The following is an 18,722-nucleotide window of genomic DNA, read 5'->3' on the forward strand; positions in this document are numbered from 1 at the left end:
GCTGCGCAGCAGCCTCGAAGGAGGGCTCCAGGGATCGCGCGTCTACTAGAGCCCTCCTTCGAGGCTCCGCTTCGCTTCGCACCTCAGGATGAGGGGGGTTGGTAGGATGGGAGGGGCGTTCGGCAACGCCCGCTCCGCCTTCCGACGCCGTCATCGCGAGGCGGGGCCGAGGCAATCCGCTGAGGCTGGAAAATCAGCCTTTCTTGCCCTGCTGCTTGAAGGTCTGGATCGCGTTCTGGCAGCCCGGCGAGAGCTTGGCCATGTTCTTCTGGAAGCAGGCCTGGACCTCGGGGCCGTCCTCGGGGGGGAGGCCGGCGCAGTGGAGGGTGAAGTCGCCCATGCATTGCTGCTGCAGCACGGCCTTGTCTTCCGGCGACATCGGCGCGGCGAGCGCAGCCGAGGCGAGGCCGGTGAGGAGGGCGGCGGACAGCATGAGACGAACCGGCATGGGGGGCTCCGACGATCAGAGGGAAGAATCGTTCGACAAGTCGCGAGACCGGCAAAGCGTTGCATTATCCTTGGCCGGAACGGGGGAAGGAAGCATCGCGTTGAGGAGGCCGCCACAGGAGACCCGCCGTGCGTCCTGCCTTCCTTCTCGCATCGATACTCCTCGCGCTGTCGCCGGCGGCCTTCGCGCAAGGCCCGGCGGCCGGGGCGATCGTCGAGGAGGTGCCGGCGACCGAGGACGACACCCCGCCCGGCCCCCCTCCCCCGCTGCCCGACCTCGCCGACCCGAACGGGCGCGCCGGCTCGGCGCTCAACGAGCCAGACGAGCGCTCCGGCATCCCGAAATCCCTGCGGGCGTCCGGCTCGCGAGCGGGCGGGCCGGCCAACGAACTCAATCCGGGCGGTCGCGCCGAGGCGCCCGCGCCGCCGAAGGGCGAACTCGTCAACGTGCTGACCGGGCGCGCGCTGTTTCACGGCAACTATTGCGGCAAGGGCAATCGCGGTGAGGGTTTTCCGCCGATCGACGCCCTCGACGCCGCCTGCATGCGCCACGATGCCTGCTACGGCACCGCCGGCTACAGCTCGTGCGCCTGCGACACGGTCCTGCGCCGCGAGGCCACCACCGTCTCGGACGATCCCGCGGTGCCGCTGGAGACGCGGCGCCGGGCGCTCAGCGTGACCCAGGCCGCCGCCGCGATGGAGTGCCGCCAGCCGTAAGGGCTACTCCGCCTCGTCCCGGCGCTGGCGCAACTCCGGGGCGGGCTGCTCCGGCTCGGTCGAGGGCGCGACCTGGCTCTCGGTGCGGCTGGTGTCCACGAACAGGCGGGCCTCGCCCTCGCGCACGCCGAGGCTGCGCAGCGCGTAGGTCATCATGCCGAGGGCCAGCTCGCGCTCGGCCATGAGCACGAGGCCGACGCCGTCCTCCTCCAGGCGGCGGCGCTCGGCGTCGCTGTGGGTGCGGACCACGCTGTCGATGCCGGGGTTGGCCGCCCGCGCCTTGGCGAGCAGGCGGCGGCCCTGGTGCGAATCGGGCGTGGCGACGACGAGGAGGTGGGCGCCGGCGATGTCGGCGGCCTCCAGGATGCCGGGCGCGCCGGCCTCGCCGAACACGGCCGCCACGCCCTCGGCGCGCAGCTCCTCGACCCGCCGGCGGTCGCGCTCGATCACGACGTAGGGCAGGTTCCAGTCGGCGAGCGCCTTGGCGATGGCGCTGCCGACCCGGCCGTAGCCGACAAGCACGGCGTGGCCGCGCATCCCCGGCTCGCCCAGGCTCGTCGGCAGGGCGGCGGCGCGGCCGCGTTCCAGCCGACGGCGCCACTCCGGCCGCTCGCCGAGCCAGGCGGAGGCGCGCTCGGCCAGCGCGAAGAACAGCGGGTTGAGGGTGATCGACAGGAGCGCCCCGCCGAGGATGAGGTCGCGGCCGGGCTCGGGCAGCAGCTTGAGCGCGATGCCGAGCCCGGCCAGGATGAACGAGAACTCGCCGATCTGCGCCAGACTCGCCGCGATGGTGAGCGCGGTGCCGACCGGATGCCCGAAGGCCAGCACGATGGCGATGGCGGCGAGCGACTTGCCGACGACGATGACGCCGAGCACGCCCAGCACCGAGAGCGGCTCGCGGATCAGGATGCCGGGATCGAACAGCATCCCGACCGAGACGAAGAACAGCACCGCGAAGGCGTCCTGCAACGGCAGGGAATCGGCCGCGGCCTGATGGCTGAGGTCGGATTCGGCGAGCACCATGCCGGCGAAGAAGGCGCCGAGCGCGAAGGACACGCCGAACAGATCGGAGGAGGCGAAGGCGATGCCGACCGCAGACGCCAGCACCGCCAGCGTGAACAGCTCGCGCGAGCCGGTGCGGGCGGCGAGTCCCAGCAGGTAGGGGATGAGCCGGCGCCCGCCGATCAGCATCACGGCCATGAACACGCCGACCTTGGCGAGCGTCAGCGCGAGCGTCACCCCGATGCCGTAGTCGGTGCCGTGATCGCCCTTCGGTGCCGCCCCGCCGAGCGAGGGCGCGAGCGCGGGCAGCAGCACCAGCGCCAGCACCATGGCGAGGTCCTCCACGATCAGCCAGCCGACCGCGATGCGGCCCTTGTCGCTGTCGAGCAGGCCCCTGCCCTCCAGCGCCCGCAGCAGCACGACGGTGCTGGCCACCGACAGCGCCAGTCCGAACACGATGCCGGCCCCGAGCGACCAGCCGAAGGCGGCGGCGAGCCCCGCCCCCATCGCGGTGGCGGCGGCGATCTGCACCACCGCGCCCGGCAGCGCGATGGCCCGCACCGCCATCAGGTCTTTGAGCGAGAAATGCAGGCCAACGCCGAACATCAGCAGGATCACGCCGAGTTCGGCGAGCTGCGCCGCGAGTTCGGGATCGCCGACGAAGCCGGGGGTGAACGGCCCGATCGCGATCCCGGCCACAAGGTAGCCGACCAGCGGCGGCAGCCGCAGCCTTTGCGCCGCCATGCCGCCCACGAAGGCGCAGACCAGCCCCAGCGCGATGATCGAGATGAGTCCGGTGGCGTGATGCAACGCGAAAGGGTCCCCGCGGGGCGCCGCCTGCCCCCGGGTTCCTTAGAGCAATTTTTCGGCCCTTGTCCGCATCGGTTTGGGCGTGGGGATACGGTGCGTGCCGGGCGTCACCCTCTGGCTCGCGGTGCTCCCGCGGTAACCCCGAAAAAAATCAGTCCTGGCAGGTGATCCGCAGCGGGCGGGCCGCCGTCGGGGCCGGGATCGGGGCGACGGGGATCGCGCCGGTGTACTCGTCCTGGGCGGCGACGCCGTAGTTCACGGCGCTGGCGTAGCCTTGCGACTCGCACCACGCGTTGGCGACCACCTGGCCGCACTCGCTCGGGCCGCCGCTGAGGCACTCGCCGACGCCGTAGCCCTCTTCGGCCGGGATCAGGAAGGTCTTCTCGACATGCGCGCGGGCCGGGGCCGGATCGCCGGCGAGCGCCTGGGGCGCGGCCGAGGCCAGGGCGAGGGCGAGGACGACGGCGACCGGACGGCGCATGGTGGAGACCCTGTTAACGGATTCGCTCGGTTGCGGAGTGTTCGGACGGCTCGGTAAACAAATCCTTGCGCCGACCGGTCACGGCTGCTTGAGCCGTGACGCGGGGGGAGCCGTTCTCGAATTCCTCACGGTTCTGGGTTAGCTCATGCCCGGGCCGGCGACCGTCGCGGCGTTGCAACAGCGAACCGGCGCGGCTCCGGCGGCAATGTGGCGGCGCTTGCCGAGGGACCGCCGAACACGCTGCGGCGCAACGAGAAACCGAGGACGGCACGCCGCCGTCGCGAAGGCCGGACGGTTCCGGCGGGACCTCTTCGATGACCCCGATGTTGCGGCTCTACAACACGCTGACCCGCGAGAAGGCGGCCTTCCAGCCGATCGATCCGGCGCATGTGCGGATGTATGCCTGCGGGCCGACGGTCTACGACGCGGCCCATATCGGCAACGCCCGGCCGATCATCGTCTTCGACCTGCTGTTCCGGCTCCTGCGCCACCTCTACGGGCCGGGCCACGTCACCTACGCCCGCAACGTCACGGACGTGGACGACAAGATCAACGCGCGCGCGTTGGAGCGCGGCATCACCATCCGCGAACTCACCGACGGCACGCTGGCGCAGTTCCACGCCGACATCCGCGCGCTCGGCGTGCTGATGGCCGACGACGTGAACGTGGCGGGCGAGCGCCCCCGCTTCGTCGAGCCGCGGGCGACCGACCACATCGCCGAGATGCACCGGCTGATCGAGGGGCTGGTGGCGGCCGGACACGCCTACGTCGCCGAAGGCCACGTGCTGTTCGACGTGCCGTCCATGGTGGATTACGGCGCGCTGTCGAAGCGCCCGCTCGACGAGATGGAGGCCGGCGCCCGCGTCGAGGTCGCCCCCTACAAGCGCTCGCCCCTCGATTTCGTGCTGTGGAAACCCTCGAAAGCGGGCGAGCCGTCCTGGCCGTCCCCCTGCGGGATCGATGCACCGGGGCGCCCCGGCTGGCACATCGAGTGCTCGGCGATGTCGTGGAAGCATCTGGGCGAGACCTTCGACATCCATGCCGGCGGCATCGACCTGATCTTCCCACATCACGAGAACGAGGTGGCGCAATCCCGCTGCTGCTTCGGCACCGACATGATGGCCAATGTCTGGCTCCACAACGGCTTCCTGCAGGTCGAAGGGGAGAAGATGTCGAAGTCGCTCGGCAACTTCATCACCATCGGGCAGGTGCTGGCCGACTGGCCGGGCGAGGTCGTGCGCCTCAACATGCTCAAGACGCATTACCGCCAGCCGATCGACTGGACGCTCCGCGGGCTAGAGGAGTCCGGCCGGATGCTGGAACGCTGGTACGACGCGGCCGGCGAGGCCGCGCCGGCCGAGGCGATGCCGGAGCGGGTGGTCGAGGCCCTGTGCGACGACCTCAACACGCCCGCCGCGCTGGGCGAGTTGCATCGGCTCGCGGGCGCCGACGCCCCGGCGCTCAAGGCGGCGGCCGGGCTGATGGGCTTTCTCGGGGAGACCAAGGCGCAGCGCGAGGCCGCCCGCGTCAGCGCGGCGGGCGTCGATGTGGCGAAGGTCGAGGCGCTGATCGCCGAGCGCAAGGCGGCACGGTCCGCCAAGGACTGGGCGGCTTCCGACCGGGTCCGGGACGCGCTCGCCGCGATGGGCGTGAGCGTGAAGGACAACAAGGACGGCACGACGACCTGGACGGTGGCTGGCTGAAAGCGGTTTCACCGCTCCCCTCATCCCACCCCCCCTCATCCTGAGGTGCCGGAGCGAAGCGGAGGCCTCGAAGGAGGGCTCCAGCGGATCGCGAGGCTAGAGCATCGTCCTAGATATGGGATCCAGGACAATGCTCTATGTTTTTGTGCCGCATCGTCTTTTTCCGAAAGCCGGAAACCACCTTTCGGGACGATGCTCTAGCTGGAGCCCTCCTTCGAGGGTGACGCTGCGCGCCGCCACCTCAGGATGAGGGGGGGAGTGGGAGAAGCGTTCAGGCGCATCAGGCCTGAACGGGTCGCTACACCGCCGCGATTCCGGGCGCCGACACGTCGGCTCCTTCATGCGCCGGGACCGGCGCGGGTCGCACGGGCCCCATCCCACCCCGCGTCTCGCGCAGGGCTCGCCGCACCGCCGCCTCGGCTTCGGCGGTGGCTCGCTTGCGGTCGGTGGCGGCGTCGAAGGGGATCGGTGGGCCCCAGGCGATGTGGACGTCGATGGGGCCGCGGGTCGCGAACAGGCCGAGATGGGGCGCGAGTTCCATGTCGCCGTACCACGCCACTTCCGGCCGCTCAGTGCGCGTCACCGGCAGGCCGTTGCGGCGGGGGTAGCAGAGCGCCAGCGGCTGCAATCGGATGCGGGCGAGCCCCCCGGTCTCGGCGGCGAGCGCCGCGCGGGCGGCCCCGACCAGCGAGGAGCGGAACGGCAGCAGGTGCAGCCCGTCGCCGGTGGTGCCTTCCGCGAACAGCACAATCAGGTCGCCGCCCGCCAGCCGCTCGCCGACGGTGGCGTTGACGCTGGCGGTGGCCGCGCGCTTGGCCCGCTCGATGAACACCGTGCGCTGGAGCTTGGCCAGCGTGCCGATCACCGGCCAGCCCTCGATCTCGGATTTCGCCACGAAGGAGAGCGGGCGGAGCGAGCCCAGCGCGACGATGTCGAGCCAGGAGACGTGGTTCGACAGCACGAGCGCCGGTTCGCCGGGCGGCGGCGGCGTGCCGCTTTGCGTCACCCGCACCGAGAACAGGCGCAGAAACAGCCGGTGGAACCAGACCGGGATGCGCGCGGCGAGCCGCCCGCGGCCGAAGCGCAGGCTCAAGGCTTGCGGCGCGACGAGGAGCGCGAAGGCCAGCGCCTGGAGCGCCAGCCGCAGGCCGATGCCGGGCCGCGTCATCGGGCGGAGAACGGGCCGATCACGCGAGCGCCGCGCTCATGGTCAGCGCGGTCGCCCGGCTGCCGTTGGGCAGCGGGTAATAGCCCTTGCGCTCGCCGATCTTCACGAAGCCGGCCCGCGTGTAGAGCTTGAGCGCCGGAGCGTTGCCCTCGTCCACCTCGAGATGGACCGTGCGGATGCCCGAGAGGGCCAGTGCGTTCATGTGCTCGCGCAGCAGGCGGTGGCTGTTGCCGCCGCCGCGGGCGGACGGTGCCAACACGATGGTGAGGATCTCGGCCTCGTCCGCGGCTTTGCGCGAGAGCACGAAGCCGATCACCGAGCCGCCGCGGCGCAGGGCATGCGCCTCGGTCGAGCGCTCGCACAGCATCCGCTCGAACTCGTGGGCGGCCCAGGGCCGCGCGAAGGCGGTGGCGTGCAGGGCTTCGAGCGCGGGCGCTTGGCCGGCGTCGCGCAGGGGGGCGATGTAGGGCGTGGCGCCCCAGGCGTCCCACCACGCCGACCACCAATCGAGAGCCCAGAACGGGGAGAGGGGCCGATTCATGCCCGCGCGATCCTGGCGTGGTCCTGCGGCCGGGCATCCGGCCCGCGAAGGTAGAGGGGGCGCGGCAGGGCCTGCGTCGGGTCGGCGACGAGGCCGAGCGAGGCGACCCAGGCGATCTGCGGCGCGCCGGTGGCGGCGACCGCGACCGACAGGCCCGCTTCCGTGGCGGCGGCGGCCAGAGCGGCGGCGCCCGTGCCGGTGAGGATGGTGCGGCGCTGCCCGAGCAGGGCCACGGCCTCCGGGATCGGCACATGGCGCGGCGGGATCACCACGCCCTCGGCTACGCTCATCGCCTGGAGGTAGACGGCGCCGTGGCGCGCATCGATGGCGGCGGCGATCAGCGCCTCGCCGTCGAGCGCCAGTTGCGGCGCGAGCAAGGCCGAGAGCGTGGTGACGCCGACGACCGGGATGCCGGTGGCGAGCCCGATGGCACGCGCCGCCGACAGCCCGACCCGCAAACCGGTGTAGCTGCCGGGCCCGACCGTGACGGCGACCCGCGACAGGCTGGCGAAGCCGCCGTCCACCCGCGCCATCACCCGCTCGATCAGCGGCAGCAGCGCCTCGGCGTGGCCGCGGTCGAGCGGCATCGACTCGTCGGCCAGCAGGTCGTCGCTCGCATCGGTGGCGATGCAGGCGGCGCAGGCGTCGAGCGCCGTATCGATGGCAAGGATCCGCAAACCGTCACACCCGCCGACGGGAGTCCTTTGGGACCATCCGCCGGCTTTTCCATGAACCGCCGGAGCGCCGGCCGGCGCCCCGTACGGGTCACTCTAAGCCGAAAAGCACGGCCTCGTCAGCGCGTCCGCCCGCGGCCTCCCCAACAAGCCGCCAAGAAGCCGCGACGAAGCCGCGCCTGTGTTGCCGATGCGCCAGCCGGATCAGACCGCCTGAACCTCGCGGACCGAGGGGAGGAAATGGCGAAACAGGTTCTGCACGCCCTGCCGCAGGGTCGCGGTCGAGGACGGGCAGCCCGAGCAGGCGCCCTTCATCTCCAGGTAGACGATACCGTCACGAAAACCCCGGAAGGTGATGTCGCCGCCGTCGCCCGCCACCGCCGGACGTACGCGGGTCTCCAGCAGGTCCTTGATGGTCACGACCGTGTCGTGGTCGGCCTCGTCGTAGAACTCGTCCGTGGTGTCGTCCTCTTCCAGCACCGCGCCCTCGGCGAGCACCGGGCGGCCGGACTGGAAGTGGTCCATGATCGCGCCGAGCACGGCGGGCTTCACCTGCGGCCACTCGTTCACCCCGTCGGCCTTGGTGACCGAGATGAAGTCGTGCCCGAAATAGACGCCGGAAACGCCCGGCACCGCGAACAGGGCGGAGGCCAGCGGCGAGCGCTCGGCGCCGGCGGCGTCGCGGGCCTCGAAGGTGCCGTCGGTCAGCACGACGCGGCCGGGCAGGAACTTCAGGGTGGCGGGGTTCGGCGTGGCTTCGGTCTGGATGAACATGAAAGGATTCCTCGTGTCCGCTGGCGCCGGTTCAAGGCCGGCCGGGAACGGCCACGGGTTCTTTTGGGAGTTTCCCGCAGCCGCCTTCCATGTGGACCGACAGGAGCGGATTCTCAACCACGGGCGGCGCACTCCGCGTTGATCGCGGGTGGCCGCGGTTGCAGGATGGGCGGCCTGCTCCCCTGACGCGATTCGCCATGGATCCCGCCTTCACCGACCCGCAAACCGCGCGCATCGCCGCCTTCCTCGGCGGCATCGGCATTCCGGTCGAGCCCGCCGACCTGCCGGGGCGCTGCTTCGTGCCGGGCATCCGCATCGAATGCGGGCGGCTCCTCGTGGACGAGGCGCGCATGACCCATCCGGGCGACCTGCTGCACGAGGCCGGCCACATCGCGGTGATGACGCCGGAAGTACGGGCGCGGCGCAGCCTCGACATCAGCCAGAACATGGGCGACGAGATCGCCGCCATCGCGTGGTCCTGGGCAGCGCTGACCCATCTGCGGCTCGAGCCCGCGGTGGTGTTCCATCCAGCCGGCTATCGCGGGGCGTCGGTGTGGTTCGCCGACCTGTTCGGCTCCGGCCACGCCCCCGGCCTGCCGCTGCTGCAATGGATGGGGCTGACCTACGACGCGACGACGGCGCAGGCGCACGGTGCTCTGCCGTTCCCGCACATGCGCCGCTGGCTGCGTGAGACGCCGGAGTCGGCCCCCATGGAGCCCATCGACAAGCCGGCCGACATCGGCTAGAGGGCGGCCCAACTCACAACAGGATGCCGAAATCCTGACGCCCGACGCCTTCAGCGGCGGGCTCAACGGCCGGAGCTTACCATGAACGTCATCGAGCAGCTCGAGCGGGAAGAGATCGCCCGTCTCAACAAGACCATCCCGGATTTCGAGCCGGGCGACACCGTGACCGTCAACGTCCGCGTGAAGGAAGGCGAGCGCACCCGCGTCCAGGCTTACGAGGGCGTCTGCATCGCCCGCGCCGGCGGCGGCCTCAACGAGAACTTCACCGTCCGCAAAATCTCCTACGGCGAGGGCGTGGAGCGCGTCTTTCCCGTGCACTCCCCGATGATCGACTCGATCAAGGTGGTCCGCCGCGGCAAGGTTCGCCGCGCCAAGCTCTACTACCTGCGCGACCGTCGCGGTAAGTCCGCCCGCATCGTCGAGCGCAGCGACCGCGGCGACAAGGCTGGCAAGGCTGGCAAGCAGAAGGCCGCCCCCGCCGCCGAGTGATTTTTTGGGACTTTGCCTCGCGCCAAGCGGGGGTGGTCCCGATCCAAGAAACCCGCTCCGAGATGCTCGGGGCGGGTTTTTTCGTGCTCGGTGCGCGGCGGCACGCTTTCCACGCCGAGAGACGCGGGCCACATTGATCGGCGTGATGAAGCGAGGACGCGCCGTGCTCGACCCCGCTCGAAAGCCGCCGATCCCCGACCCCGCGACCGAGCGGGCGATCCGCGCCTTCCTCCGGCATATCGAGGGGCGCACCCCGATCCGCGCGGCGATCCTGTTCGGAAGCCGGGCACGGGGGACGCACACGGCCGAAAGCGACGCCGACCTCGCCGTCGTGTTGGCCGGATCGGTGGGCGACCGGCGCGCGGCCTCGCGGGACATGGCCGGAATCGCGTTCGAAGCCTTGCTCGAAACCGGTATTCTGATCGATGCTCTGCCGCTCTGGGAAGGTGAATTCGACCGCAGCGTCGCCTTCCGCAATCCGGCTCTCATCGACGCGATCCGACACGAAGGGCGACGGCTGTGACGACGCCCTCCGACGCGCCCTCCATCTTCAAGGGCCGGGCGGAGCGGGCTCTGGTCGGCGTTGGCCTGCTTCTGGAAAGCGGTGATCTGGCGGGGGCGTCGAGCCGTGCCTACTACGCGATGTTCGACGCGGCGCGCGCCGCCCTTGGGAGTGTCCGGCCCGATCTCGGCGGCGCCATCGAGACCCATCGCGCGCTGATCGGCGCCTTCGGTGAAAACGTCGTGCTGAGCGGTCACGTCGATGCCGCGCTCGGGCGCTCGCTCGATCAGGCCGAGAAGCTGCGGCTGATGGCCGATCACCTCAGCGATCCGCTCACGCTCGACGACGCGCGCTGAGCGGTTGCCGAAGCCGAACAGTTCCTGGCCGAAATCAAGCGGCGCTTTCCGAACCTCTGACGGTCGGCCGAGCCGCAGCCCTTCAGCGCGGCCGACGCCGCGGAGCCGGGGCGATCCGCGGCGCGGGGGCGGCGATGCCGGCTCGGCCGGTTTCACGCATCGCCGTGCCGTCATGCGCCATGGCGGCGGGGCCGCCGGCGCCGAGGGCGTGGGCCGGCGGTGCTGTCAGGACCAGCAGGACCGGGATCAGGAGCGCACGGGCGGCCGGCATGGCAATCCTCCTCACACCGCGGAAAACATCAGCCGCGCCGCAGCGCCGCCAGCACCTTGCCGCCTGGCCGTCCCGTGGCCGGCATGCCGAGTTGGCGCTCGACGTCCTTGATCGCCTCGCGGGTCTTCGAGCCGACCTTGCCGTCCGGCTCGCCGACATCGTAGCCGCGGGCGATCAAGCGGGATTGCAGGTCGCGGCGCTCGGCGCGGGACAGCGGCGGATCGTCGGTCGGCCAATCGGCCTGGACGCCGGCGCGCCCGCGCAGGCGGTCGGACAGCACCGCGATGGCGAGCCCGTAGGATTCGGCGGCATTGTAGGAGTAGATCGCGTCGAAGTTCTTCGTGACGAGGAAGGCCGGGCCGTCGATGCCCGCGGGCGCGATGATGCCAGCGGGGCCCTCGCCGGTCAGCGGACGCCCGTCGATACGGGTGACGCCGAGCGACGACCAGTGGCCGACCGCGTGCTTGTTCTTGCGGCCGGCGGCGCCGACGTTGAAGCCGCGCGGCAGCTTGACCTCGTAGCCCCAGGGCTGGCCGTTCGACCACTTGGCGACCCGCAGGAAGTTGGCCGTGGAGGCCACCGCGTCGGCGACCGAATCGACCACGTCGCGCCGCCCGTCGCCGTCGCCGTCGACGGCGAGCCGCTGATAGGTCGTCGGCATGAACTGGGTCTGGCCGAAGGCGCCGGCCCAGGAGCCGGTCAGCCGCGAGGCCTCGATGTCGCCCCGCTCGATGATCTTGAGCGTGGCGATGAGTTCACCGCGAAAGAAGTCGCGGCGGCGGTTGCCCGAGCAGGCGAGCGTGGCGAGCGACTGCACCAGCGGCATCTTGCCGAGGTTCTTGCCGAAATTCGACTCCACGCCCCACACCGCCGCGATGGTGTGGCGATCGACGCCGTAGCGCGCCTCGGCGTTCGCCAGCGCTTGCGCGTGCTGGCGCATGGCGGCGCGCCCGTCCTCGACCCGCTCCTCATCGACCAGCGCCGACATGTAGTCCCAGATCGGCGTCTTGAACTCGGGCTGGGCCTGGGACAGCTCGATCACCTTGTCGTCGTAGGCAATGCCGCTGGTTGCCGCCCGAAACGTCTGGGCCGAGACACCCGCGCCTGCCGCCTGCGCCTGGATGCCGGCGAGGCAGGACTGGAAGTCGGCCAGGGCGGACGTCGAAAACAGTCCTGCGGCGAGCGCGAGGGCGATCAGGCTGGCGCGAGGGGTCGGCGTCGGCATGGTCGGGGTGTCTCCGGCGGATCGGATGAATCTTTGGGGCTGATTCAGGCGACACGAGGGTTAACGAAGCGTGAGGATGGCTCCATCCCGACGGTTCACGGATCGAGGATCGTCGCGGCAAGTCGTCATGGAAGCGCATTCCTTTCGGGCAGGACCTCCCCGTCATTCCGGGGCGCCGATAGGCGAACCCTGAATCCACGACTGGCCGCGACGCCGTACAGAACCGCGCATCACGGGTGGATTCCGGGTTCCGCTCCGCGGCCCCGGAATGACGGGGAAGGGCCCGGCTTGTAGAGTCAACGCCATCAGAATTTGACGCCAACGCCCTTCTCGGCTAGCAGGCCCGGACGAACGGAGCTCCTCAGCGGGGCCCCGCGTCGTTTTCATGCGCACCCGCGAGCGGCAACGTCCGCTCTGTCGCCCTCGCTACGGCTTTGGCCTTGAGGGAAAGGAGGGCGCGTTCCTCGAAAGTCTTGTTCCAGAGGAACAGCGAATGTCCAAACGCGTCCAGGCGAAGCACAAGCTCGATCGCCGCATGGGCCAGAACATCTGGGGCCGCCCGAAGAGCCCCGTGAACCGCCGCGAGTACGGCCCCGGCCAGCACGGCCAGCGCCGCAAGGGCAAGATGAGCGACTTCGGCACGCAGCTGCGCGCCAAGCAGAAGCTCAAGGGCTATTACGGCAACATCACCGAGAAGCAGTTCCGTCGCTACTACGCCGAGGCGATCCGCCTGCGCGGCGACTCGGGCGAGAACCTGATCGGCCTGCTGGAGCGCCGCCTCGACGCGGTGGTCTACCGCTCGAAGTTCGTCGCGACCCCGTTCGCCGCGCGCCAGTTCGTCAACCACGGCCACGTCAAGGTCAACGGTCGCCGGGTCAACATCCCGAGCTACCAGGTCAAGGTCGGCGACCTGATCGAGGTGAAGGAAGCCTCCCGCCAGCTCGAGATCGTCGTCGTGGCCTCGCAGCTCGCCGAGCGCGACGTGCCGGACTACATCGAGGTCGATCACCACAAGATGACCGCCCGCGTGACCCGCATCCCCGGCCTGACCGAGGTGCCCTACCCGGTCCAGATGGAACCGAACCTCGTCGTCGAGTTCTACTCGCGCTGATTTTTCCGGACCTCGTCCGGATATGGAAAGGGCCGCCCCTCGGGGCGGCCCTTTCTCGTTTCAAGCGGCGCTTCAGCCGAGAAGCTTACGCAAAAAGCCGCCGCGCCCGTGCCGGTACGACCGACCGCCGAGCCGGCGCAGGGCCTCCTCGGCAGGGACCAGCGGATGGGCGGCGTACATCCGGGCGATGCCGGCGGCGTCGTTGGGCATGTCCGAGAACGCGCGGACGATCGCGTCGTAGTTCTTCCTCAGCACTTTTGAGGACGGATCGAGCCCGGTGATCACCACGAGGCCGGTGGGCGCGCAATCGACCAGCATCACGGTGAGGTCGGGCCGGTACTTCGCCAGGATCGGCACCACCTTCCAGACATCGCCGGTCCACCAGTCGGCGTAAGGTGTGCCCTGGCTGCGCGCATGCGCCTGCATCGGATCGCGCTCGGCCATCGGCTCGGCCAGCGGCAGGCAATCGTGCAGGCAGAGGATCGAGTCGCGCCGGGCGATCGCCTCGGTGTTCATCACGTCGCGCAGCAGGAACTCGAACAGGTGCATCCCGTCGAGGAAGGCGAGGTCGATGCGCCCGCCGAGCTGCTGGCGCAGCCGCAGGTGCTCGAAGAACACGTCGCTCATCACCTGATAGAGCGAGACGCGGGTCTTGTTAGCCGCGACGTTGGCGTCGAGGCTGAATTCCGGGTCCACCCCGATGCCGTGGCGGCAGGCGACCTGCGCGAACACGGTGCCGCGGGCGACGCCGATCTCGAGGTAGCGCTCCACCGCCGCGTTGCGCGACAGGCGGGCGAGGAATTGTTCGTAGTGCAGCCCCGTATGTGGGCCGAACAGCCTCTGGTCGGTCGCCTCCATCGCGGGCTCAGAACCGCTTGGCGATCAGGGCGTCGGATTGCGGCGCGGGCTCGGCCCTCGCCAGCGCCCCGCGCAGCTGTTCCACCGCCGCCGCCGGATCGGTCCCGACGAGGTAGTTGAGGTCGAGCCCTTCGCGGATGAAGCCATGGCCGCGCATGTGGTCGAGGAGCGTAATCAGCGGGTCCCAGAAGCCGTTGACCGACAGCAGCAGGATCGGCTTGGCGTGCTGGCCGAGCTGCGCCCAGGTCATCTGCTCGACCAGTTCCTCCAGCGTGCCGATGCCGCCGGGGAGCGCCACGAAGGCGTCGGCCCGGTCGAACATCAGCTTCTTGCGGGTGTGCATGTCGGAGACCACGACGGTCTCCTGGATCGCGTCGAGCATCCGCTCGCGCGATTTCAGAAAGTCCGGGATGATGCCGGTGACCTGGCCGCCGGCATCCAGCGTCGCCTGCGCCACGGTGCCCATCAGGCCGACATTGCCGCCGCCGTAGACGAGGCGGATGCCCTCGCGGCCGAGCGCTTGGCCCAAGGTGCGCGCGGCCTCCGCGAAGGCCGGATCGCCGCCGAAGCCGGAGCCGCAATAGACGCAGACCGAGGTGAGACGCTCCATCACAGGCTCCCGGCTCCGTCATACGCACGGAAAAGTGCTGAGAAATCACGAGAATCCGGTCGGCACCCGGCTGCGAGCTTTGGTGTTCTTCTCATGTTCGGTAATATGTCAGGTGATTGAGACGGGTTGTCGATGACGCTGCGGGCCGTCTCACGACGGCGCGCCACGGTGCGAATGAGCAGGAGTCGGTGAGCCATGACGGCTGAGGTGCGGCGAGGCATCGTGCTCGCGCTTGCGGGCCTGCTCGGCGGCTTCGCCATGGTCGTCGCGCTGTTCGGAACGGGAGAACTCCTCAAGCGCAACGCGGCGGGCGGCTCCTCCGCCGAGACCTCGAACGAGGCCTCTTCGGGATCGGACAAGGCTGCTCCTCTTGCCGCTCTCACGCCGCCGCCGCAAGGGAAAACCCCCGGCCCGGAGGCCGGCCCCGCGCCGCGCGCCGCGCCCGCCGAGGCCGAGGGTACGCCGGCCTTCGACATCGTCCGCGTCGAGCCGGACGGGGCGAGCGTCATCGCCGGGCGCACGACGCCGAACGCGCGGGTCGAGCTTTTGCGCGACGGCAAAGCCTATGCCGAGGCGAAGGCCGATTCCGCCGGCCAGTTCGCCCTGACGCCGCCGGACCTGCCGACGGGATCGAGCGAGATCGCGCTACGCGCCACCGGACCGGACGGCAAGCCGCTGCACGGGCGCGAGAGCGTCACCGTGGTGGTCGCCGAGAAGCGCGACGCCAAGCCGTTGATCGCCCTCTCGGCGCCCGATGCGCCGACGCGGGTGCTGTCGCAGCCCGACGCGCCGGAGGCCGGCACCGGCCGCCCCGCCACCGCTTTTTCCGAAACACCCGGCAAGGCTGCCCCTGGCGCGACGCCCGCGGAGCCCGGCAAGCCGGCCGATCGGAAAGGTACGGCCCAGGCCGAGGCGCCCGCGCCGACGCGGGAGGCGGCCCGGCCCCCCGACGCACCGAGGAACAAGCCGGCTGCCGCTGCGGCCGAGGCCGCGCCGCGGATCGTCAGCATCGACGCGCAGGACGGCGGGCGGCTCGACGTGACCGCACAGGCCTCCACCGAGAGCACCCTGCGGCTCTACCTCAACGACACCCTGGTGGCCTCCGGGCGCCCCGGCGCCGACGGGCGCATCGCCTTCACCATCGGCCGCGGCGTGCGGCCGGGCGCCTATCAGGTGCGGATCGACGCGGTCGATCCGGCCGGCGGCAAGGTCCGCCGCCGCGCCGAGGTCGCCTTCACCTATCCGGAGAGTGCGCCCCGTCTCGCCCATGCGGAGAAGCCGGCCGCGGAGACGCCCGGCGCTCGCAAGGCGGCGGACGACAAACCGACCGATCACAAGGCGGCCGAGCACAAGCCGACGGAGGGCGCCGCGCCGTCCCCGAAGGCGCCGACGACGGCCGCCGAGGCGTCGAAGCCGGCGCCGAGCGCCGCCAAGCCGGACGCGAAACCCGCCGCTCCGAAAATGGCCGAGAGCGCCCCGCCGGAGCGCCGCGGTGCCGCCGGACCGACCGAGACGCAAGCCGGCGCCCCCCGCGCTGCGGATTCGGCGGAGCCCCGGCCCGGCACCGCGCCGAGCGGTCAAATGCAGGCTCAGGCGCAGCGTCCCGCGGACAAGGCGGCCGAGCGGACGGCGCCGAGCGCGTCCGCCCGCGCCGCGGCCCCGCCTTCGCAGCCCGCGCCCGAGACCCGGCCCGCACCGAGCCTCGCGCTCGCCCCCGCCATCGTCCCGCCGCCCTCTGCGGCGTCTCCCGGCACGGTGACGCCCGGCACGCCTTCCGTCGCGGCGGGCACCGGCGTCGGTACCCCCAAACCCGCCGCCGACGGCGCCGCCGCGGCAGCCCTCGCGCCCAAGCTGCCGGAGGCCGCGGCCCCCGAGGCCGGGCGGATGGCGGAGGCGCCGGGCCAAAGTGCCGGCACGGTGTTCATCCCCGAGATCAGCACGGCGCGCATCAGCCGCGGCGACAGCCTGTGGCAGATCAGCCGCCGCACCTACGGCAAGGGCAACCGCTACACGGTGATCTACGACGCCAACCAGGAGCAGATCCGCGATCCCGACCTGATCTATCCGGGCCAGATTTTCGTGTTGCCGAAGGATGCGCCCACGGCGGCGGATACCCCGGCGCCCAAGAGGACTTGAGCACGGACCTGAATCGTACGCAGGCATGATGCGTCCCCGCACCGGATGCGCGCGGGCTCCGTTGCGCCTATATCCCGGCGACCGACAGCCCTGAGCGCCCCCTGCGTCCAGGCGTCATCCCCGCATCCGCATCCCGATCCCATCATGGCAACCGCATCCGAGCCGGCGGCGCCGAGCGCGCCCGCGCCGCTCGAACGACCCGGCCTCATCGCCACCTACCGGCGCCTATGGCCCTATCTCTGGCCGCACGGCCGGGGCGACCTGCAGCGCCGCATCTTCCTGGCCTTCGGCCTCCTGATGCTGGCGAAAGCCGCCACGATGGTGATGCCCTTCACCTTCAAGTGGGCGACCGATGCGCTGGTGGCGGCGACCGACAAGACCGCGCCGGCGGCCGTCCCCGCCGGGCTGATCTCGGCGCCGTTCCTGCTCATCGGCCTCTACGGCCTGTCGCGGGTCGCCATGGCGGCGATGACGCAGGTGCGCGACGGTCTGTTCGCCAAGGTGGCGATGCACGCCGTGCGCCGCCTCGCGCTGCTCACCTTCGAGCACATGCACCGGCTGTCGCTGCGCTTCCATCTGGAGCGCAAGACCGGCGGCCTCACCCGCGTGCTGGAGCGGGGCCGCAACGGCATCGAGGAACTGTCGCGCCTGATGGTGCTGACGCTGGTGCCGACCATCGTCGAACTCGCCCTGGTGCTCGGCATCCTCGCCTGGGAATTCGACTGGCTCTACTCCGCCGTCGTCGCGACCATGATCGCCGCCTATCTCGGCTTCACCTGGAAGGCGACCGAGTGGCGCATCGGCATCCGCCGCCGGATGAACAACTCGGACACCGACGCCACCACGAAGGCGGTCGATTCGCTGCTGAACTACGAGACGGTGAAGTACTTCGGCGCGGAGAACCGCGAGACCGCCCGCTACGACGCCTCGATGGCGACCTACGAAAAGGCCTCGACGCAGACCTACGTCTCGCTCGCGGTGCTCAACGCCGGCCAGGCCGTGATCTTCACCATCGGCATGACCGCGGTGATGGCGCTGGCGGCGCGCGACATCATGGCCGGGCGCACCACCATCGGCGGGTTCGTGCTCGTCAACACGATGCTGATACAGCTGTCGATGCCGCTCAACTTCATGGGCATGATCTACCGCGAGATCAAACAGGCGCTCGTCGACATCGACGACATGTTCCGCATCATCGACCGCAACCCCGAGATCGCGGATCGCCCCGGCGCCCCGGCGCTGGCGGTCCCGGCCGGCACCGTGCGGTTCGAGGACGTGCGCTTCGCCTACGATCCCGCGCGGCCGATCCTGCGCGGCGTCTCGTTCGAGGTGCCGGCCGGGCGCACGGTCGCCATCGTCGGCCCCTCGGGGGCGGGCAAATCCACGCTGTCGCGCCTGCTGTTCCGCTTCTACGAGCCGCAAGCCGGGCGCATCACCATCGACGGGCACGACATCGCGAATGTCCGCCAGGATTCCCTGCGGGCGGCCATCGGCATGGTCCCGCAGGACACGGTGCTGTTCAACGACACCATCGGCTACAACATCCGCTACGGCCGCTGGGACGCCACCGAGGCCGAGGTGCGCGAGGCCGCGCGGCTCGCTCAGATCGACCGCTTCATCGAGAGCCTGCCCGAGGGCTACGAGACCCCGGTGGGCGAGCGCGGCCTGAAGCTGTCGGGCGGCGAGAAGCAGCGCGTCGCCATCGCCCGCACCATCCTCAAGGGCCCGCCGATCCTCGTCCTCGACGAGGCGACCTCGGCGCTGGATTCCTTCACCGAGCGCGAGATCCAGGCGGCGCTCGACCGCGTCAGCCAGGGCCGCACCACGCTGGTGATCGCCCACCGCCTCTCGACGGTGGTCAATGCCGACGAGATCCTGGTGCTGGATCAGGGCCGCGTCGTCGAGCGCGGTGAGCACGCGAGTCTCTTGGCCCGCGGCGGCGTCTACGCGGCCCTGTGGGACCGCCAGCGGCAGGCGGACGCGGCGCGCGAGGCGCTGAAGCGCGCCGAGGACGAGAGGATGCTGGCCGCCGGGCCCCAGGCCGAACCGCAACCGGTCGCTTGAGTCCAGCCGGACGATCACGAAACCGTGATCGTCCGGC

General features: G+C 70.9%; 20 protein-coding genes. 9 read left to right on the forward strand and 11 right to left on the reverse strand.

What is annotated here, in order from left to right; all coding sequences use genetic code 11:
- Positions 1-193: 193 nt before the first annotated feature.
- The gene (locus tag ASG52_RS16485) at positions 194-448 is read right to left on the reverse strand and encodes a hypothetical protein (protein ID WP_056245438.1); all 255 of its coding nucleotides are present in this window, start codon (positions 446-448) and stop codon (positions 194-196) included.
- A gap of 128 nt (positions 449-576) precedes the next feature.
- Here ASG52_RS16485 and ASG52_RS16490 point away from each other — a divergent pair, with 128 nt between their 5' ends.
- Entirely contained in the window at positions 577-1,164 is a 588-nt protein-coding gene (locus tag ASG52_RS16490; protein ID WP_056245441.1) for a phospholipase A2 family protein, read from the forward strand.
- A gap of 3 nt (positions 1,165-1,167) precedes the next feature.
- Here ASG52_RS16490 and ASG52_RS16495 read toward each other — a convergent pair whose 3' ends face one another.
- Positions 1,168-2,976 (reverse strand): cation:proton antiporter domain-containing protein, encoded by a 1,809-nt coding sequence (locus ASG52_RS16495; protein WP_056245442.1) that lies wholly within the window; start codon positions 2,974-2,976, stop codon positions 1,168-1,170.
- 151 nt (positions 2,977-3,127) lie between these two features.
- Positions 3,128-3,457, reverse strand: a complete 330-nt coding sequence (locus tag ASG52_RS16500; RefSeq protein ID WP_056245445.1) for a hypothetical protein — start codon at positions 3,455-3,457, stop codon at positions 3,128-3,130.
- 314 nt (positions 3,458-3,771) lie between these two features.
- On the opposite strand from ASG52_RS16500, the gene cysS reads away from it, so the two are divergent.
- A complete protein-coding gene (gene cysS, locus ASG52_RS16505; protein ID WP_056245448.1) occupies positions 3,772-5,160 on the forward strand; it encodes a cysteine--tRNA ligase in 1,389 nt (462 codons plus the stop codon).
- A gap of 298 nt (positions 5,161-5,458) precedes the next feature.
- Here cysS and ASG52_RS16510 read toward each other — a convergent pair whose 3' ends face one another.
- The 4 genes from ASG52_RS16510 to ASG52_RS16525 all read right to left on the reverse strand — a co-directional run bounded on the left by ASG52_RS16510 (position 5,459) and on the right by ASG52_RS16525 (position 8,317).
- Positions 5,459-6,328, reverse strand: a complete 870-nt coding sequence (locus ASG52_RS16510) for a lysophospholipid acyltransferase family protein (protein WP_056245450.1) — start codon at positions 6,326-6,328, stop codon at positions 5,459-5,461.
- A 19-nt stretch (positions 6,329-6,347) separates the two neighbouring features.
- Positions 6,348-6,869 (reverse strand): GNAT family N-acetyltransferase, encoded by a 522-nt coding sequence (locus tag ASG52_RS16515; RefSeq protein WP_056245453.1) that lies wholly within the window; start codon positions 6,867-6,869, stop codon positions 6,348-6,350.
- Positions 6,866-7,546, reverse strand: a complete 681-nt coding sequence (gene tsaB, locus ASG52_RS16520) for a tRNA (adenosine(37)-N6)-threonylcarbamoyltransferase complex dimerization subunit type 1 TsaB (protein WP_056245455.1) — start codon at positions 7,544-7,546, stop codon at positions 6,866-6,868. The genes ASG52_RS16515 and tsaB overlap by 4 nt, the downstream gene beginning before the upstream one ends.
- Before the next feature lie 201 nt (positions 7,547-7,747).
- A complete protein-coding gene (locus tag ASG52_RS16525) occupies positions 7,748-8,317 on the reverse strand; it encodes a NifU family protein (protein WP_056245458.1) in 570 nt (189 codons plus the stop codon).
- A 197-nt stretch (positions 8,318-8,514) separates the two neighbouring features.
- Between ASG52_RS16525 and ASG52_RS16530 the strand changes: the two genes are divergently transcribed.
- The 4 genes from ASG52_RS16530 (at position 8,515) to ASG52_RS16545 (ending at position 10,410) form a co-directional block, all read left to right on the forward strand.
- Entirely contained in the window at positions 8,515-9,063 is a 549-nt protein-coding gene (locus tag ASG52_RS16530; protein WP_200945623.1) for a hypothetical protein, read from the forward strand.
- A gap of 81 nt (positions 9,064-9,144) precedes the next feature.
- Positions 9,145-9,552: a 50S ribosomal protein L19 gene (rplS, locus tag ASG52_RS16535; protein WP_056245460.1), complete on the forward strand. Its 408-nt coding sequence runs from the start codon at positions 9,145-9,147 to the stop codon at positions 9,550-9,552.
- A gap of 163 nt (positions 9,553-9,715) precedes the next feature.
- A complete protein-coding gene (locus ASG52_RS16540; protein ID WP_286159077.1) occupies positions 9,716-10,075 on the forward strand; it encodes a nucleotidyltransferase domain-containing protein in 360 nt (119 codons plus the stop codon).
- Entirely contained in the window at positions 10,072-10,410 is a 339-nt protein-coding gene (locus tag ASG52_RS16545) for a HEPN domain-containing protein (RefSeq protein WP_156383999.1), read from the forward strand. Before ASG52_RS16540 ends, ASG52_RS16545 begins: the two co-directional genes overlap by 4 nt.
- Positions 10,411-10,492: 82 nt before the next feature.
- Here the strand turns inward: ASG52_RS16545 and ASG52_RS16550 are convergent, their stop codons facing one another.
- Together ASG52_RS16550 and ASG52_RS16555 are read right to left on the reverse strand one after the other, a co-directional pair.
- Positions 10,493-10,681, reverse strand: coding sequence for a hypothetical protein (locus tag ASG52_RS16550; RefSeq protein ID WP_056245462.1), 189 nt, complete (start codon positions 10,679-10,681; stop codon positions 10,493-10,495).
- A gap of 28 nt (positions 10,682-10,709) precedes the next feature.
- Entirely contained in the window at positions 10,710-11,906 is a 1,197-nt protein-coding gene (locus ASG52_RS16555; protein ID WP_056245465.1) for a lytic murein transglycosylase, read from the reverse strand.
- Between the two features lie 493 nt (positions 11,907-12,399).
- Here ASG52_RS16555 and rpsD point away from each other — a divergent pair, with 493 nt between their 5' ends.
- Positions 12,400-13,017 carry a 30S ribosomal protein S4 gene (rpsD, locus tag ASG52_RS16560; RefSeq protein ID WP_056245468.1) on the forward strand — a complete coding sequence of 206 codons (618 nt, stop codon included), beginning with the start codon at positions 12,400-12,402 and terminating at the stop codon, positions 13,015-13,017.
- A gap of 72 nt (positions 13,018-13,089) precedes the next feature.
- On the opposite strand, the gene ASG52_RS16565 is transcribed toward rpsD, so the two are convergent.
- Together ASG52_RS16565 and ASG52_RS16570 are read right to left on the reverse strand one after the other, a co-directional pair.
- Entirely contained in the window at positions 13,090-13,875 is a 786-nt protein-coding gene (locus tag ASG52_RS16565) for a class I SAM-dependent methyltransferase (protein ID WP_056245472.1), read from the reverse strand.
- A gap of 7 nt (positions 13,876-13,882) precedes the next feature.
- Positions 13,883-14,485: an LOG family protein gene (locus tag ASG52_RS16570; RefSeq protein WP_056245475.1), complete on the reverse strand. Its 603-nt coding sequence runs from the start codon at positions 14,483-14,485 to the stop codon at positions 13,883-13,885.
- 195 nt (positions 14,486-14,680) lie between these two features.
- Between ASG52_RS16570 and ASG52_RS16575 the strand changes: the two genes are divergently transcribed.
- Both ASG52_RS16575 and ASG52_RS16580 read left to right on the forward strand, forming a co-directional pair.
- A complete protein-coding gene (locus tag ASG52_RS16575; RefSeq protein ID WP_056245486.1) occupies positions 14,681-16,621 on the forward strand; it encodes a LysM peptidoglycan-binding domain-containing protein in 1,941 nt (646 codons plus the stop codon).
- 144 nt (positions 16,622-16,765) lie between these two features.
- Positions 16,766-18,685, forward strand: coding sequence for an ABCB family ABC transporter ATP-binding protein/permease (locus tag ASG52_RS16580; protein ID WP_056245488.1), 1,920 nt, complete (start codon positions 16,766-16,768; stop codon positions 18,683-18,685).
- Positions 18,686-18,722: the final 37 nt, after the last annotated feature.

Source organism: Methylobacterium sp. Leaf456, assembly GCF_001425465.1.
Lineage (GTDB): Bacteria > Pseudomonadota > Alphaproteobacteria > Rhizobiales > Beijerinckiaceae > Methylobacterium.

What these genes read in the sequence shown, in the direction of transcription:
- ASG52_RS16485 (WP_056245438.1), bottom strand. Translation starts at nt 448, where the DNA reads ATGCCGGTTCGTCTCATGCTGTCCGCCGCCCTCCTCACCGGCCTCGCC.
- ASG52_RS16500 (WP_056245445.1), bottom strand. Translation starts at nt 3,457, where the DNA reads ATGCGCCGTCCGGTCGCCGTCGTCCTCGCCCTCGCCCTGGCCTCGGCC.
- cysS (WP_056245448.1), top strand. Translation starts at nt 3,772, where the DNA reads ATGACCCCGATGTTGCGGCTCTACAACACGCTGACCCGCGAGAAGGCG.
- ASG52_RS16510 (WP_056245450.1), bottom strand. Translation starts at nt 6,328, where the DNA reads ATGACGCGGCCCGGCATCGGCCTGCGGCTGGCGCTCCAGGCGCTGGCC.
- ASG52_RS16515 (WP_056245453.1), bottom strand. Translation starts at nt 6,869, where the DNA reads ATGAATCGGCCCCTCTCCCCGTTCTGGGCTCTCGATTGGTGGTCGGCG.
- ASG52_RS16525 (WP_056245458.1), bottom strand. Translation starts at nt 8,317, where the DNA reads ATGTTCATCCAGACCGAAGCCACGCCGAACCCCGCCACCCTGAAGTTC.
- ASG52_RS16530 (WP_200945623.1), top strand. Translation starts at nt 8,515, where the DNA reads ATGGATCCCGCCTTCACCGACCCGCAAACCGCGCGCATCGCCGCCTTC.
- rplS (WP_056245460.1), top strand. Translation starts at nt 9,145, where the DNA reads ATGAACGTCATCGAGCAGCTCGAGCGGGAAGAGATCGCCCGTCTCAAC.
- ASG52_RS16550 (WP_056245462.1), bottom strand. Translation starts at nt 10,681, where the DNA reads ATGCCGGCCGCCCGTGCGCTCCTGATCCCGGTCCTGCTGGTCCTGACA.
- ASG52_RS16555 (WP_056245465.1), bottom strand. Translation starts at nt 11,906, where the DNA reads ATGCCGACGCCGACCCCTCGCGCCAGCCTGATCGCCCTCGCGCTCGCC.
- rpsD (WP_056245468.1), top strand. Translation starts at nt 12,400, where the DNA reads ATGTCCAAACGCGTCCAGGCGAAGCACAAGCTCGATCGCCGCATGGGC.
- ASG52_RS16565 (WP_056245472.1), bottom strand. Translation starts at nt 13,875, where the DNA reads ATGGAGGCGACCGACCAGAGGCTGTTCGGCCCACATACGGGGCTGCAC.
- ASG52_RS16570 (WP_056245475.1), bottom strand. Translation starts at nt 14,485, where the DNA reads ATGGAGCGTCTCACCTCGGTCTGCGTCTATTGCGGCTCCGGCTTCGGC.
- ASG52_RS16575 (WP_056245486.1), top strand. Translation starts at nt 14,681, where the DNA reads ATGACGGCTGAGGTGCGGCGAGGCATCGTGCTCGCGCTTGCGGGCCTG.
- ASG52_RS16580 (WP_056245488.1), top strand. Translation starts at nt 16,766, where the DNA reads ATGGCAACCGCATCCGAGCCGGCGGCGCCGAGCGCGCCCGCGCCGCTC.